Source organism: Flavobacterium xinjiangense (genome assembly GCF_900142885.1).
GTDB classification, from domain to species: Bacteria; Bacteroidota; Bacteroidia; order Flavobacteriales; family Flavobacteriaceae; genus Flavobacterium; species Flavobacterium xinjiangense.
In genome coordinates this window covers 336,593-352,608 of the sequence record NZ_FRCL01000003.1, presented here as the reverse complement: position 1 = coordinate 352,608, position 16,016 = coordinate 336,593, and the positions used below count along the sequence as shown (strand labels likewise).

The 16,016-nt window shown below is 33.5% G+C and carries 6 protein-coding genes; 2 read left to right on the top strand and 4 right to left on the bottom strand.

Annotated elements, in window-relative coordinates; translation table 11 throughout:
* The first annotated feature begins 53 nt into the window (after positions 1-53).
* Both BUC23_RS05490 and BUC23_RS05480 read left to right on the top strand, forming a co-directional pair.
* Positions 54-3,104: an efflux RND transporter permease subunit gene (locus tag BUC23_RS05490; RefSeq protein ID WP_073206669.1), complete on the top strand. Its 3,051-nt coding sequence runs from the start codon at positions 54-56 to the stop codon at positions 3,102-3,104.
* A 799-nt stretch (positions 3,105-3,903) separates the two neighbouring features.
* Positions 3,904-5,451: a T9SS type A sorting domain-containing protein gene (locus BUC23_RS05480; protein WP_073206820.1), complete on the top strand. Its 1,548-nt coding sequence runs from the start codon at positions 3,904-3,906 to the stop codon at positions 5,449-5,451.
* A gap of 108 nt (positions 5,452-5,559) precedes the next feature.
* Here the strand turns inward: BUC23_RS05480 and tamL are convergent, their stop codons facing one another.
* The 4 genes from tamL to BUC23_RS05460 form a co-directional block, all read right to left on the bottom strand.
* Positions 5,560-7,851: a translocation and assembly module lipoprotein TamL gene (gene tamL / locus BUC23_RS05475; protein WP_073206817.1), complete on the bottom strand. Its 2,292-nt coding sequence runs from the start codon at positions 7,849-7,851 to the stop codon at positions 5,560-5,562.
* 7 nt (positions 7,852-7,858) lie between these two features.
* A complete protein-coding gene (locus BUC23_RS05470) occupies positions 7,859-12,832 on the bottom strand; it encodes a translocation/assembly module TamB domain-containing protein (protein ID WP_073206662.1) in 4,974 nt (1,657 codons plus the stop codon).
* 227 nt (positions 12,833-13,059) lie between these two features.
* Positions 13,060-14,742: a Na/Pi cotransporter family protein gene (locus BUC23_RS05465; RefSeq protein ID WP_073206659.1), complete on the bottom strand. Its 1,683-nt coding sequence runs from the start codon at positions 14,740-14,742 to the stop codon at positions 13,060-13,062.
* A gap of 167 nt (positions 14,743-14,909) precedes the next feature.
* Positions 14,910-15,710: an NIPSNAP family protein gene (locus BUC23_RS05460; RefSeq protein WP_073206655.1), complete on the bottom strand. Its 801-nt coding sequence runs from the start codon at positions 15,708-15,710 to the stop codon at positions 14,910-14,912.
* Positions 15,711-16,016 lie beyond the last annotated feature (306 nt).

Genomic DNA, 16,016 nt, shown 5'->3' with positions numbered 1-16,016 from the left:
AGATTGTCATAGATTCTTGAAATCCTTAAAATCTGTGGCTAAAAATATAAAATATGAACAACTTTTTTGTCAAGCATAAAAACGGACTGAGTGCCATAATTTTTCTAATTATTTTGGGAGGCTTTTTTGCTTATTCTAAAATGCAAACGAGCTTGTTTCCCGAGATTACTTTTCCAAAAATAAAAATCATTGCTGATGCCGGACAACAGCCGATCGATAAAATGATGATTACGGTTACAAAACCGTTGGAAAATGCCATTAAAAAAGTACAGGATTTAAAAACGGTCAGAAGTACAACCAGTAGAGGAAGTTGCGAGATTTCGGCATTTATGGATTGGAAATCGGATATCGATTTGAGCAAAACCAGAATAGAAGAGCAAATCAATCAGATAAAAAATAATCTTCCGCCTGATACTCAAATTTCGGTCGAAAAAATGAATCCTTCCATTCTTCCGGTAATAGGATATGCTATCGAAGCAAATGGTCTCTCCGCTATTGAACTCAAAAAAATAGCCAATTATACGATAAAACCTTTCCTTTCTCAAATTGATGGTGTTTCTGAGATTAGGATTATTGGCGGAAAAGAAAAAGAATATTGGTTGTCACTTGATTTTACAAAAATGACAGCATTAGGAATTACACCAGATGCTATCACGCAAGTTTTAAGTCAAACTAATTTTATAAAATCCAATGGGTATTTATCGGATTACCGCTATTTATATCTCACGATTACGGATGCCCAGGTTGATAAAAAGGACGAACTGGAAAATTTAGTTATTCGTAATAATGGAAAAGGAATTGTAACCTTACAAGATATTGCTGCTGTTGAAATTCGGGAAGCTAAAGAATACATAAAAGTAAATGCGAATGGCAAAGAGAGTATTCTTATTGCCGTTCTCAAGCAACCCAATTCAAATTTGATTGTACTATCAGAGGCGATGCGTGATAAACTGGAATCATTAAAAAAAATCCTTCCGAAAAACATAAAAATAACTCCATTTTATGAGCAGGCCAGTTTTGTAAATGATGCTGTAAAAAGTGTAACGGATAGTTTGTTAATAGGACTTTTATTAGCCATAATTGTTGCTGTTTTGTTTTTGAAATCGGTGAAAGCCAGCGCCACTATTTTGATTATTATTCCCGTTACTTTAGGGTTAACATTGATAGTTTTGTACTTAACCGGACAAACGTTTAATATTATGACTTTAGGCGCGATTGCGGCGGCTTTAGGATTAATAATTGACGATGCTATTGTAGTTGTAGAACAAATTCATAGAACACACGAGGAACATCCTGATGAGCCTACTGTTTCGCTTTTGCAAAAAGCGATTCACTATTTATTCCCGGCAATGGTGGGTTCATCCATAAGTACGATTGTGATTTTTATTCCTTTTGTTTTAATGAGCGGTGTTGCGGGTTCGTATTTTAAAGTGTTAACGGATACTATGATAATCACTTTGGTCTGTTCCTTTTTTGTGACTTGGCTGTTACTTCCGGTAGTTTATTTATTGCTTTCCAAAAAAGAAAATAATTCGGAAACGAAAAAAGAAACTGAAATACATGATGTAAAAACGCAGACTTGGGTAGCTTATTTTATTGGAAAACCGATAATTAGTATTTCATTTTGTATTGTACTGGTGCTTTCTATTTTTATTATTTTGCCCAATTTAGAAACTGGTTTTTTACCAGAAATGGATGAAGGCAGTATTATTTTGGATTATGAAAGCCCGCCGGGAACTTCAATTGAAGAAACGGACAGAATGCTCAAAGAAGTGGAGAAGATAATTATAAAAATTCCTGAAGTAGAAGCCTACAGTCGCCGAACAGGAACGCAAATGGGATTTTTTATAACGGAACCCAATCGGGGGGATTATTTGATTCAATTAAAAAAGGAACGAAGTAAAACCAGCAATGATATTATTGATGAAATCAGACAAAAAGTAGAAGCGACTCAGCCCGCTTTGCGTATTGATTTTGGTCAGGTAATAGGGGATATGTTAGGTGATTTAATGAGTTCTGTTTCGCCAATTGAAGTAAAAATATTTGGGGATAATCAAGCAGAATTACAAAAAATAGCCAAAAAAGTAAATGCAATAGTCGAAAAAGTAAAAGGTACTGCTGATGTATTTGATGGTATTGTTTTGGCTGGGCCATCTATAAATATTGTGCCCAATTATAGTCGGTTAGCACAATATGGTATCACTCCAGCCGACTTGCAATTTCAGTTGCAAACTGCGCTTGAAGGGAATGTTATTGGAAATTTATTAGAGAATGAACGTATAATTCCCATTCGATTAATCTATAAAAATTCAGAAAAAAGAAGTTTAGAAGACATTAAAAAATTGCAACTGTTTTTACCTAATGGTCAATCGATTCCTATTTCCAGTTTAGTTGCTATTTCAGCTCAAAAAGGAGTGGCTGAAATAGAACGTGAAAATCTTCAAATGATAAGTGTTGTAACCGGAAGGCTGGATAATAGAGATTTAGGAAGTGTGATGCAGGATATTCAAACAAAAGTTAAAAGCAATATTCATTTGCCAAGTGGTTATTATATAGAATATGCAGGTGCTTATAAAGAGCAACAGCAATCTTTCAAGGAATTATTAATGATATTAATCGCTTCTTCCTTATTGGTTTTTGGTGTTATTTTATTTCTATTTAGAGATTTTAGAGTGGCATTGGTAATCTTACTAATTTCAGTCTTGGGAATTGCAGGAAGTTATCTCTTACTTTTTATAACGCAAACACCATTAAATGTAGGGAGTTACACAGGAATTATTATGATTGTTGGAATAATAAGTGAGAATGCTATTTTTACTTTTCTGCAATTTAGAGAAACTTTTAAATTAACCCGAAACGTAAGTGAATCCATTATTTATTCAATTTCTACGCGATTGCGCCCCAAATTAATGACAGCACTTGGAGCAATTATAGCTTTGTTTCCCCTTGCAATAGGAATTGGAACGGGGTCAGAATTGCATCAACCGCTTGCCATAGCCGTGATTGGTGGATTTGTAATTGCAATGCCTTTACTTTTGGTTGTATTGCCTACTTTATTGTGCTTAGTTTACAAGAATGAAAAACATTTTACTCACTTTAACTGATGCAAATTTTTGTTTAGATTGTTTATTTTTAAATGAATAGAAATTGCATTTTGCAAAAAATGTATAACTACCTGATGGAGCGCCCTAAAGGGTTTTTATAATAATTTTCAGGAGGCACCTTGTGTTTATATTAGTTTTTTACTATAGATTCAGTACCTATGGATAAGGCACCTTTTACTAAACTATAAATTCCTACGATACATTTATTATCAGACTCTAGTTTTAAATATCTTTATTGGTCAGCCAATTTTTGATACTAGGTACCATCAACCTTTATAGTGAATGTATTTTTCTTCATTTGATCCATTGTTAGTATAAGTACAGGAATACATTGGATCAAAATTAATTGTTTTTTATCACGTTATCCACTGCTGGGCTTGGTACAATTAGTTCTAGATATAAAGAAGTTATATTTTGTAGAATTTAATGAATGCTCTTTTTTTACTTACTTTCTATAAAGAACCAAGCGAATATTTGGAGGCCAACAAGGAATATTATTTAGTAATTAAATTAACAATTAATTGTTGATTACTATAAATTTTTATTTATAGCTTTGATATAGAGATGTTTACGATATTGTATATAATTTGGTTAAGCATAATTTCAGCAAGTTAAAACTTCATTTTTTGCCTCGCTTACCATTTTACGATTAAAAATTGAAAAGAGTTGATTAGTTCGTATCTCAATTTCAAAATCTAAAAGGTTTGAATAAGCCTTCGCAAAGTATTTTAGCCCCTTAATATTTACATTTTTTTTCGAAAATGCATGAATGATTTTAAAAATATTTAAAACTAGTATCATGAAAAAAACTTTATTTATTTTAGGTGTTATTCTCTTTCAATTGAATTGTTTTTCTCAACCATCTATCCAATGGCAGAAAACAGTTGGTGGTTCTTTTGATGATTTTGGATTCAATATACATGAAACCGTAGATAAAGGTTTTATCGTAGCTGGAATTACTAATTCAAATGATGGCGATGTTACTGGAAATCAAGGCGATTATGATTGTTGGGTTGTGAAATTGAACTCGCAAGGAACTATACAATGGCAAAAAACATTGGGAGGTTCGGCTGAGGATTATGCATTCAGTGTACTGCAAGTAGCTGATGGAGGTTATATCGTAGCTGGAATGACGAACTCCAACAATGGAGATGTTACGGAAAATCATGGAAATTATGATTGCTGGATAGTAAAATTGGATGCAATAGGAGCAATTGTATGGCAGAAAACATTTGGAGGGTCATTTGACGATGCTGCGCTTAGCATCAAAGAAACAACAGACGGAGGTTATATTGTCGCTGGTTATACAAGTTCTGAAGATGGTGATGTTTCAGGGAATCACGGAGAGACGGATTTTTGGGTTTTAAAATTGAATGAAACAGGAAAGATTCAATGGCAAAAAACATTGGGGGGCTCCGCTGGGGATTATGCAAGCAGTATTGAACAAACAGCAGATGGAGGCTATATTTTAGCAGGCGAGACAGCTTCTTTAGACGAGGATGTTACTTACAATCACGGAAGTTATGATTTTTGGGTCGTGAAACTGAGCGTAATAGGCACGATACAATGGCAAAAGACATTTGGCGGATCTAATATTGATGAAGCACAAAGCATCCAGCAAAGCGCTGATGGCGGCTATATAGTAGCTGGAAATACTAATTCTGCGGATGGAGATGTTAATGGGTATCATGGAAGTTTTGATTATTGGATTGTAAAATTAGATCCAACAGGAGCTATACAATGGCAAAAAGCACTTGGAGGAATTAGAGACGATAAAGCTACCTGTATTCAACAATCTAGCGATGGGGGATATATTGTAGCTGGGTGGACTTATTCAATAGATGGAGACGTCATTAGAAATAATGGGGATTATGATTATGTGGGTAATGATTATTGGGTTGTAAAATTAAACGGAACGGGAATGATATTGTGGCAAAAAGCACTAGGAGGTTTTGATGATGATGTAGCAACGAGCATTCAACAGACTAAAGATGGGGGGTATATAGTAGCAGGATGGACCTATTTATCGGAAGGTTATCTTACCAAAAATCAAAAAAGTTATGATTATTTGATTGTTAAAATGGATGCAGGGTCGTTATCGACTTGTAGTTTTCTACAAGAACGTATTGTAATTTACCCAAATCCAGCTAAATCAATTTTAAACTTGCAGTTTCCTGATGATATGCTAATTGATAAAATTATTATTATCGACCTTACAGGACAAATAATTATGGAACAATCTAAGAATACCAAACAAATAAATACCGAGGGGCTTGCGTCTGGAATGTATCTCATACAAGTAATTTCGGGAGAAAAAAAATGGCAGAGTGATTTTTTGGTTGAGTAAAAAAATATTTTAGTTATCAGTTGAACCAGATACAAATATGCAAACAGTAAAACAATAATTTCACTGATACTTTGCCTTGATATATAATTTTTTATAGTTTTTTCGGAATCAAAAAGGATACCCAATAGCCAAATTAAACACTAAGTTTTCTTTTCTCCAGCTGCTGTTTCCAAAATTGATTTGGTCTAAAACCCAACGTTGTCCGTCCGGCAAGTAAGGTTTCCTGATAGGAAAGGCAAGGTCCGTTCTAAGAATTAGAAAAGAGAAATCAAAACGCAGTCCAGCGCCAGCTCCAACCGCAAGTTCATTCATGAAATTTTTAGAAAATTTAGCTCCCGGTTTTTCAGTATTCTCTTTCAATAGCCATATGTTTCCAGCATCTAAGAACAAAGCGCCTTTTACCAGACCATAAATTTTTGCTCGATATTCCGTATTAAACTCCAGTTTTACATCACCTGATTGATCTGCTAAAAAACTACTCGTGGTGGCGGTACCATCATAAGTTCCAGGACCTATAGAACGAGCCCGAAACGCTCTTAAACTATTGGTTCCACCAATGAAAAACTGCTTTATAAATGGCATTTCATTCGAATTTCCGTAAGCAAATCCTGCACCTACGATAATTCTGCTGGCAAGTTGTGAATCTGGACCTAATTTCAAATAGTGTCTAAAATCGTTTTCTATTTTTACAAATTGGCTAAAAGGAACATTAAACAGTTTAATTGTATCTCCTTTTGAGATGTTCGCTCCTAACGCCAATCCGGCAATGTTACCCGCCAGGTCTAAAGATCCTTTGTAGTAAAATGTGTTTTTCTTTCTTTTCTCTAATGTATTGGTGTAGGTATAAGAATAAGTTGGACCAAAGATTAATTGTTTCTCAATAACTTTCCCTAAAGAAGGATTAGCTGCAATTTGTTCCTGGTATAATGGAGTTACATTTTGCGGACTTGCATAAGTAATCTCAGTGATATTCAATAAATGTTCTTTTCGCTCATTTTCTTTCCACAAATAGCCAAACGAACCTTTGAAGGTTTGTAAGGAATACAACTTGGTTCGATTTTGAAATTCATACCCAAGAGTAGCTTTTGTTTTTGGTACAAAACCGCTTGGAGAATTGACTTTAAATGGTGCAACTACGCGAGGCCATATTAAATTAGCTTCGGTTCCAACACGATATACATTAAATCCATTATTCTGTCCGGAAACCTGCACCTCAACGCCACCAAAAGCACTTATGGTAAGTAATTCAGCACCTCTGAAAGTATTTCGATTACTCCAGTTTACATTTAATTCGGTTCCAGTGTAGTTTGCAGAATTGGTTTTTGCCAAGACTTCTAAACGAAGTGATTTTTTTGGTAACGGCGTGAGATAATAATACGCGTCCAAATAATTCCCTAAGGTATCAGAAGGTTTAAACTGGTTTTTAACGAATTTGAAAGTTCCTAAATTAACTAATCTGTTCAAGGATAAATTATGGTTGGTACGATTGTATAAATCTTCTTTTTTAAAATACAAGGTACGATCAAAAACTCTAGATTTGAATAAATTCTCTGGATCTATAATGGTAAAATCGTTGTATTTTTTGATTGCGTTATAATCTGGTCGAATGCTGTCTGAACCAATGGTATAATTTGGATAAACGATAATTTTATTGATTTTAAATGGTGTCTCAGCCACTTTTGGAGTTTCGTCTTTTACTTTTACGATTAGATCCACTTGATGGTCTGCAACAGTGCTGTCTACTTGTACTTTGAGATAATCCGGGTTAAAGTAAAAAAAGCCTTTTTCTTTTAGTCTAGCATCTATGCGAATTCTTTCTAGTTTTATAGCATCAAGGCTATAACCATTATCTTTCTTTAGCAAACTTCTGCGTTCTGTATTTCGAACAGCACTAGATATTACAGTAGAATCTGTTGGGAATTTTACTTCTCTGATCTTATATTGTCTGCCAGGTTTGACAACATATTCTGCAGTTGCTTTTTTACCGTGACGTGTTGAATCTGCGGAAGTTTTAGTATTGAAATACCCACTATTTTCTGAGAAGTTCTGTAAAACACTTTTGCTGTATTCTAAATCGACTTTACTGAATAAAACGGGGGCTTCGCCCACTTTAGTCTTCAACCAGTAGCGCCATCCTTTTTCTTTTTTTGGTGTTCCCGCTAAATTGTAAATGTATAATTTAGGTCTTAATCCCAGGATTGAAGAATTTGGTTTTGGTCTAAGAATATCTTTTAAGGCCGTTTTTAAAGCTTTTTTTTCTTTATTAGAGATTTCATTTCCTTCTACTTTTACTGTTGCTCCAGTATAAAGTAGTTCTCCTTCAGGTAAAAATTTTGTATTACTGCAAGAAAATGCAAACAATGCTAGCAAAAGGAAATATAGTAAATGGCCCTTGTTCATGAGTTTATTATTTATTTTTTTTAGCTGCTTTTCGCGCTTTACTTTTTCCAAATAATTCCTTGAATTTGTTGTAATCCAATGTAATTATAAATGCAATTCCAGTCTCTACAACTTCACCTTGAAGTGCCACTTGGTATTTGTTGATACGGTAAGCTCGCATTTTATATCTGCCGTCTTTCGAAAGTTGATAATCTATAGAAACATCACCCGCTATATTATTGGCATTTTGATTGACTTGTTGTGGACCTTCAATTCCAAAACTGCTTCCAACAGTAACTTTCAAGCGGTCGTTTAGCAATTTTTTAGAAATTCCAACATTCAAATCAGTTTTATTTGCTTTTTGTCCCGTTGTATAATCGTCAGATGTATTTAAATCAAAATTAAGTTCTACACCATTGATTAAATCGCCCGCCAGATTATTAAGTTGCTGTGATAAAATTTTGCTGACACTTTCTCTGGCCAGTGAAGAAACATTTGGTCTTCCTGCTTCGCTTGCAAATGGATTTTCTCCAATAAAACGATTAAGAAGGAGTAAGGCAAAGACCTGTTTGTTCAATTCATCCGGTGCTTGGCGCAATTGAGTTAGTTTGGCTTGTGTAGCATTGATAATTTCTGTTGAAACGCTATTGTTTCCTTCAGGTAAAACGATGTCAAACGAAATAGTAGGTTTCATCAGTTCACCAGTCATTTTTAATCTGGTTTCAAAAGGAATTCTTTGTTTATAGGTATTTCTAACTTCTGCAGTTACAGTTCCTAATTGATCATTTACTAAATCAATTGGTGCTGCTTCTGTTTTATAAATTGCAGTGATACTAATGTCGGCGGTGGTTGGCTCACCTGTCCATAGAATATAACTTCCCGGTTTGATATCGAATTTTCTTTTGATTGAATTAAAATTCATTTCATAGCTTCCTTCAGATAATTCATATCTTCCGGTCAGCGTTGTTTTTCCGGATGGATCAATTCCTCCGTTTAACTGTGCTTCCCCTTTTAATTTTAAGAAATCACCGTTTGCCTTGTCAATAACCAAAGATAATTCGGCTTCTTTATCTATTTCAATATTCACAGAAGCATTGATTCCTTTTATTTCAGAGTCGCTAGTAAATTCTGCCAGAGCCATTTCCCCCATTAATTGTGGATTGTCCTGATCAATGAATTCTACAATACCTTCTCTGTCCGCTATTGAGGGATCAGATTGCGGTATCACTACGGTAAATTTAGTGTCCTTGTTAATTTTAATATTACCCTCTACTATAGGATTGTCTAAATTCCCTGATATTTTTAAATGATTGTCTAAGTACAGCTCGCCATAATACATTGCATTATCTTTCGCTTTAGAATTGATTGCTTTAAAATTGTCCGCGTCCAAAGTTAAATCAAAACCAAAATTGCTGAAATTGGCACTGTTAATTTTTCCGTTAATAGTTAAATCATTGTCTTTCTCATCTTTTATAATGAAATTATTGAAAAGAATCGCGTCAGCAGTAAATACGATTTTATCATTTGCAGACTTGAATGTTGAATTGAGTTGTGTGGCTTTGAAGCCAATTTCATTGAATTGTAATTCTCCAATAACTTTAGGTTGAGAGGTATTCCCTGTTATTTTGAAATTACCAGTAAAAAATCCGGTACTTTCTTTAATATTGCCTAAAGTAAAACCCTGAATGCTTTTCAAATTTAATTTTTCAATAGCCAGATTCATATCAAAACTACTGTCAGTTGTTTTGTAATTACCGTCTAAATTGACTTGGTTTCCCTGACCTGTAATCGAAATTACCGCATCGTATCTATTAGAAAAAGCGTTGTTTATTTTTATATTAATGTTACCAACGGTATCTTTTTTGAAAGTAAAATTTTCAATGTTTAAATCCGCAGTAAAAAGTGGAGATGTAGTTACATTTTTAACTAATGCATTTCCATTTATTTTACCGCTCATTTGTAAATCCTGTTTTTCAACTAGACTAGTAATGGTTTTGATGTCAAAATCTTTGAAATCAATTGCGATTGGTGCATTTGTAGCATTAGACTGCGATTGTATTTTAATGCTGTTTCCATCCTTACTCAATTCGAAATTATCAGCGTAAATTCCTCTTTTGCCAAAACGAATTAAATTGTCTTGGGCTATTTTCCAAGCTTCGTAGTTAAGTAATAGATTATTTGGGTCAAGATTTACTTCGTTATTTCCGTTTTTTGCTTGCAAAGTTCCACTTATTAAGTATCGTTCTAAGTCTTTTACATCTTTTAATTGCAGCGTATAATCCAGAATGTTGTTTTGTACTTTTCCCGAAATATTGGTGTAAGGTAATTGTATTTGCTTGTTTTGGATGTCGTCTACAATTAAACTATAAACGAGAGCTTTATCTTGAGTGTCAACTTTAAATACGGCATTTGTAATCGTATTTTCTCCATAAATTAATTTTGGAATTGTACCGTTCAGAACTATAGAATCGTTGACAGAATTGTATCTTCCATTGATGTTAATAGGCTCTAGACTTTTCAATTCGGGGATAAGTTTCAATAAAATAGGACTGTCTTTTACACCAATTTTAAAAGCAAACTGTTGTTTTTCAACAACGATTTTTCTTGAATTTGGCTTACTGTCGTAATACTTCGCTATAGAATTAGATAAGGCTGTCGCTATTTTTGATAACTTGTATTTCCCGTTTACTTCCCCATCCATAAATGGAGATTTCAACACTAATGTATTCTTTTCAGAAGTGGATGTTGCAACTACGCTTATTGAATCTATTACAAATTGTTCTTTTGCATTTGCAATGGCAATATTATGCGCATTTACAGTACCATTAAGATAATCTAAATTAGCAGATTGAATATCAGCATCTACAACGCCTCTAATTTTCATCGGACCAGCATGAAGATTTAGTTTTTCCAAATCCGCGATATCAATATTCAATTTTAATTTTCCGGTTGGATATTTGTCTCTAAAGCTTCCGCTGCTAACCAAATCAAAAGTCAGATTAGGATCTTTTGCAACCGCAGTTGCGTTGAAATTTCCGTTACGAATATTCCCTTTTACACTCAAATTATGGTACGTATATTTGTTATAGTACGCTTTTTGAATCGTTCCGTTCAAGGAAGCTGTAGCTGTTTTTAGATTAGAGCCACTTCCTTTAATGTTCGCCTTTAAAGTGACTTTTCCAATAGAATCGTTTTTGATAAATTTCCCTAAATCAAAATTAGTAAGTTCCATTTTAGCATCATATCGATCGTAATTTTTTATTGTTCGGTCGTATGTACCATTGATCTTTGCGTTTCCAAAACTACTTACCAACTTCAAATCGGTATTAAAATTAGCAATTGTGCCTTTGAAAGTACCAACAGCACTGAACTTTGAAGGCATCTGAATAGAATTTGGAATAGTTCCCGGAGGTAAAATTCCATTGAGATCTTTAGAACCGGATTGCAAATCTTTAATATCCAAATCAAAGTACGCTTTATTGACGTCCGGCAAACCAATGATTCGTCCGCTAGCAGCGACTTTCGTAGTTCCAATACCGCTGATTTCAACACCTGGAAACGCAAAATTCTTCAATTTTCCAGACACTTTACCATTTACAAGCAGTATCGCATTGGGATAACTCATGAAAGGATTCGTTTTTATTAATATGGGTGCAAAAAGCAAAATATCTTTAATACCCAATTTACTTTTCTTAAAGTTAGCTGTAATCCCTAATTCCCCTGGATTTTTAACCAAGGATTGAATGGAAGGATAACTTATAAGAATTTCATCTCTCAATTCAGTCTGAGGCGTTTTTAAGTATAATTTCTTGAAGAAAGCATTCTTTTTGCCATAGAAAAATTCAGCATTTAATGATTGAACGTTTAAGCCACTTTTGTCTCTAAATGTTAATGAATTTACATCCCCGGAAATATTTTCCGGATTGTAATACAAAGCATCTACTTGTAGGTTTAATTTAGTAAAATCTAAATGGTTGTAATCGATGCCTTCGTTTATTCTGTCAATATTATTATTGTCATATCTGAGGTTCACTCGTTTAAACTCAGTTTTAGTTACTTTGACTTCCCAGTTGCTAGGTTCAGTATTAGTTTCTTTTTTTGCAGTTGTTGGGTCAAGTTTACCAAAAGCTAATTCTCCTTCTGCACCGGTTAAATCAATACTGTCAAATAATAATAATTGATTGTTAAAATCAATTTTATCAATTTTAGCTAATAGTTTTTTTAAATAAAATTTAGTTGATAATTTGGTTTTGTCACTCTCGTAATCAAAATCAATTTTGGCAAAATCAATTTCTCCCAGTTTTAATTTTAAGATGGATTCGGGTGCATTTTTTATAGCAGCAACTTTGGTCTTATTGGATATTTGAACCAAACCTTGTTTTAATTTAAACCGTAAGCCATTAATTTTAGCTTTTGGAATTTCAAAAATCATCTGGTCTAAATCAAACGTTTTTACAGTTGTTTCAAAATGATTAAGATTAGCATTTAAATCATTTTTTGTAACGGCATCATTATAATTAAATTTTATTCGGTCCAGCTTAATTTCCTCCACAGAAAACTGCATCGGAGGAGAATCGCTCTTTTGTTTCTCTGGTGAAGCAAAAGCTTTGAAGATATATTCAAAATTAAATACTGCTTTCGTATCTCTATTTAAATTAGCCGTAATTCCTTCAAGTTCGAGCGAGTTGATCTCAATTTTGTTATTAATTAATTGCAGCAGACTAATATCAGCGGCCAATTTTTGTCCGGCTAAAAGCGTATCTTTTTTTTGATCCTGAAAATAAACACCTTTGAGTATTATCTTTTGTGGAAATCCAATTTGTAAGGTGTCGATAGTAATTTTGGTCTTAATCTTACCTTCAAGATAGGTTACTGCTTTTTCTTTAGCATAGTTTTGAACGGAAGGAATTTGAATAATGGCTATTAGCAAAAGAAGCAAAAGTATGATTGCTCCTAATGTCCAAAGGAAAATTTTTAAAATTTTCTTTAAATAGTTTTTCAAATGAAGTGTTTTTTAAGGTTTAAAAATAACCAATTTAAACCAGATTAACAATTTTAATCTAAAATCGAGTAATCTACAAAGATGTAAATTTCAATTAGAAAAACCTTATAAATTTTTGTCTAAATATTGTAAAATTTTTGGATTAAATAAGGTTAAAGATAATTGTAAACATGTATAACTTATTATTAAACAATGGTTTATAGTTAATAAAGCGAATGGATATTTATTTAAGTCTTATATTTTGGAACCTCATTGAAAATTTCAGCTTGTTTTTCATCTAAAACTATCTCTTTTATAGCCATAACCATTGCTTTATTAGAGGTGAATAATTCTCTGTTAAAATTGATCACAGTCGTTATGTCTATCTTCTCAATTGGTGCGTTTACGGCTTCGGTATAAAAAGTATTGAGAGCAGTAGAGTAATTATTTTGTATGGAATCAAATAGATGCTGTAATTCTTCAAAGCTTGCATTTTTACCTTGAGTAAGCATTGAATAAAGTTCAAGGTATAGGTTTTCGGTTTCTTTTTTATGATGTATAAAGAAATTGTACTTGATGTCTTTTGACGAATTACGGAGGTTTGTAATATTTGTTCCGATGTCTTTAACACTTTTTACAGCGTGCATGGCACTGCGTACAGCAGAAATTATTTGGTTGAGTTGCGCTTGTTGTTCTCCTTCTAATTGTGTTCGTAGTTCTAAATAAAATGATTGTATCTCGCCTTGCAATTGCTTTAGAAATTCATATTTTTCTTCTATAGTTTTTGAAAAGAAATTTCTTTTTTCATTGATCGTTTTAAAGTCATCATTTTTACGAAGTGGCAAGGTGTCAATTTTGAATAGTTCCAAGTTGAATAACATTGAATTGTGTATGAAATATTTTGTTTCCATACGGAGTAAATCAAGGGAAGTTTCAGGTTCTTTTATTGTAGCATGACTGATAAATGCAACCGAAGCTGCATCGGTATCTTTAAAAAATAATTCCAAAAACTTTGTGAAGGAATTCAGTATTGGAAAAAAAACAAGAATGGCTAAAAAGTTGATCAGGCTGGAAAAAGTAGCTAGCCCTATTAGCGGGTCTTTTATATTCAAAACATCAGTAATCAACAGAAGAATTGGATTCAAAAATAAGAAAGCCAACCCAGTAATAAAAATATTAAAAAATAAATTACCCAGTACGATCCGTTTTTTTGATGCATTGCCGCCAATAGCTCCTAAAACAATTTTAATGATAGTACCCGTTTCTGATCCCAGTGCAATTGTAGCCGCAATAGGAAAACTAATCGCACCGGCGTGAAGTGCGCTAAGTGTTAGAGCCATGGTTACTGAGCTGGATTGTACAATAAGGGTAATTAGGAAGCCAATAAATATAAAAACGATTTTTGGCATTTCAACATATTTTGAAAAATCAAAATCCTGTACTTGTGATTCCATTGCAGTTTTCATGAAGGAAAGGCCAATGAAAAGTAAACCAAAACCAAAAAGGAAATAGGCGAGATATTTCATTGATTTGCGATTACTAAAAAGGATCAGAAATATGCCTCCTAAGCATATTGCAGGATAGGCAATTACTTCAATATCCACTTTAAAACCCAGACTTGCAATTAGCCAACTATTAACTGTTGTTCCCAGATTTGCACCCAAAATAATTGCCATAGCGTTTCGAATACTGAAAACCCCTGCACCTACAAAAGCCAGTAGCATCAGTGTAACCATTGAACTACTTTGAAGAATGCCTGTTATGATTACACCGCCCATAACAGCGCCTAATTTATTTTTTGTAATGTGTTGCAAAAAAAGCTTGAATCGTCGTCCTGAAAGATTTTTTAGGGATTCCTCCAGCAAATACATAGCAAAAAGGAATAATCCAATCCCCGCTGCAAGTTTTAAGAAATGATTGAAGGTATCCATAGCAGTATATAGGAATAAAGATACTTAAATTTAATTGCTTTATTGTGCTTAAAGCGTTCGTTTTTATCTTTAATAAGTCTTAAAATGAGGACTGTTTATTTGATTTATAAAAAAAACTACAACTTATTCAGGGTTGTAGTTATGGTTGCTTCAACGCATCTGAGGAATTAATAATCGGAATATTCCGTTGGGTATAAAAAAGTGATGTCGATGTGGGAAATATTATTTTTGTATTTTTCCATAGCGATTAGCCCCTTCCATTCTGGCGAATCTCCAAAAGCTTTCCAGTGCGCATCGCGACTTTCCTGATCTGCAAAAGTGCTCATGTACATCAGGTTTGGCATTTTGGCACCCGAAATTACTTCGCCGTAAAAAACCGGATTAAATGCAAGGCGTTCAAAGAGTTTTACTTCCCCACCAGCATTAAACATATCCATTTTATTTCTATAAATTGCTTCTGTTGCTGATTCATAACTTCTTAATTCATAAACTCTGTTTGCTCTTGGACTATTCAAAACAGGAGTTGTCAAAGTGGGATGATCAGCGAATGCTTCCAATAATACAGATTCGATACGCACATAAGGTGCTTGCTTATAAGTCGCATTTAAATAATCTGCTCCGGCAGCTAAATAGGATTTGTCTTTACCTAATTTTTCTTCTATTCCAAGAAATTGCGATAGGGACGAAAATGGAATTAAAACAATAATTTTTTTAAGGGTGTCATTAGGATTTGGCTTTGGTTTGAAAACCCCAATCTTTTTAATTCCCAGTTTTTTCAATCCTGGTAAATAGGCTTCTTTTAAATATTTTTCGGTGGTTTGAACTTGTTGTTCCGTATTCAAAACGTAGGTTTTGAGTTGGTAGAATTCTCTTGATTGAACTACGATTTTAGAATCAGAAGTGACAGTCTTAAAACTACTGATGGACAGTCCGATAATTACCAAGAATAGTAATTTTGTTGCTCTCATGTTTTGTTTTTCAGTTAGAAATTAATAGCATTTCGTTTATAAAAGTATGAAAAAAGGATTACTTTTTCTAACGATATAATTTGACCTGTTAAAATAGATAATAGCTAATCGAACAATCATAATTGCCAGAGTTTTTCTGGAGTCTGTTTAGGTGCCAGATTGGGTATTGGCAGTCGTGAAGCCGATTGTTGTAATTTGTCAAGCGCAGCGGTTTTAGGCGCTACTGTTCTTTTGTTTATTGTTGGACTTTTTAATCGAAGCAGAACTAATTTGCAGAAAAATATTTGATGAATGCAAAAAAGTCAG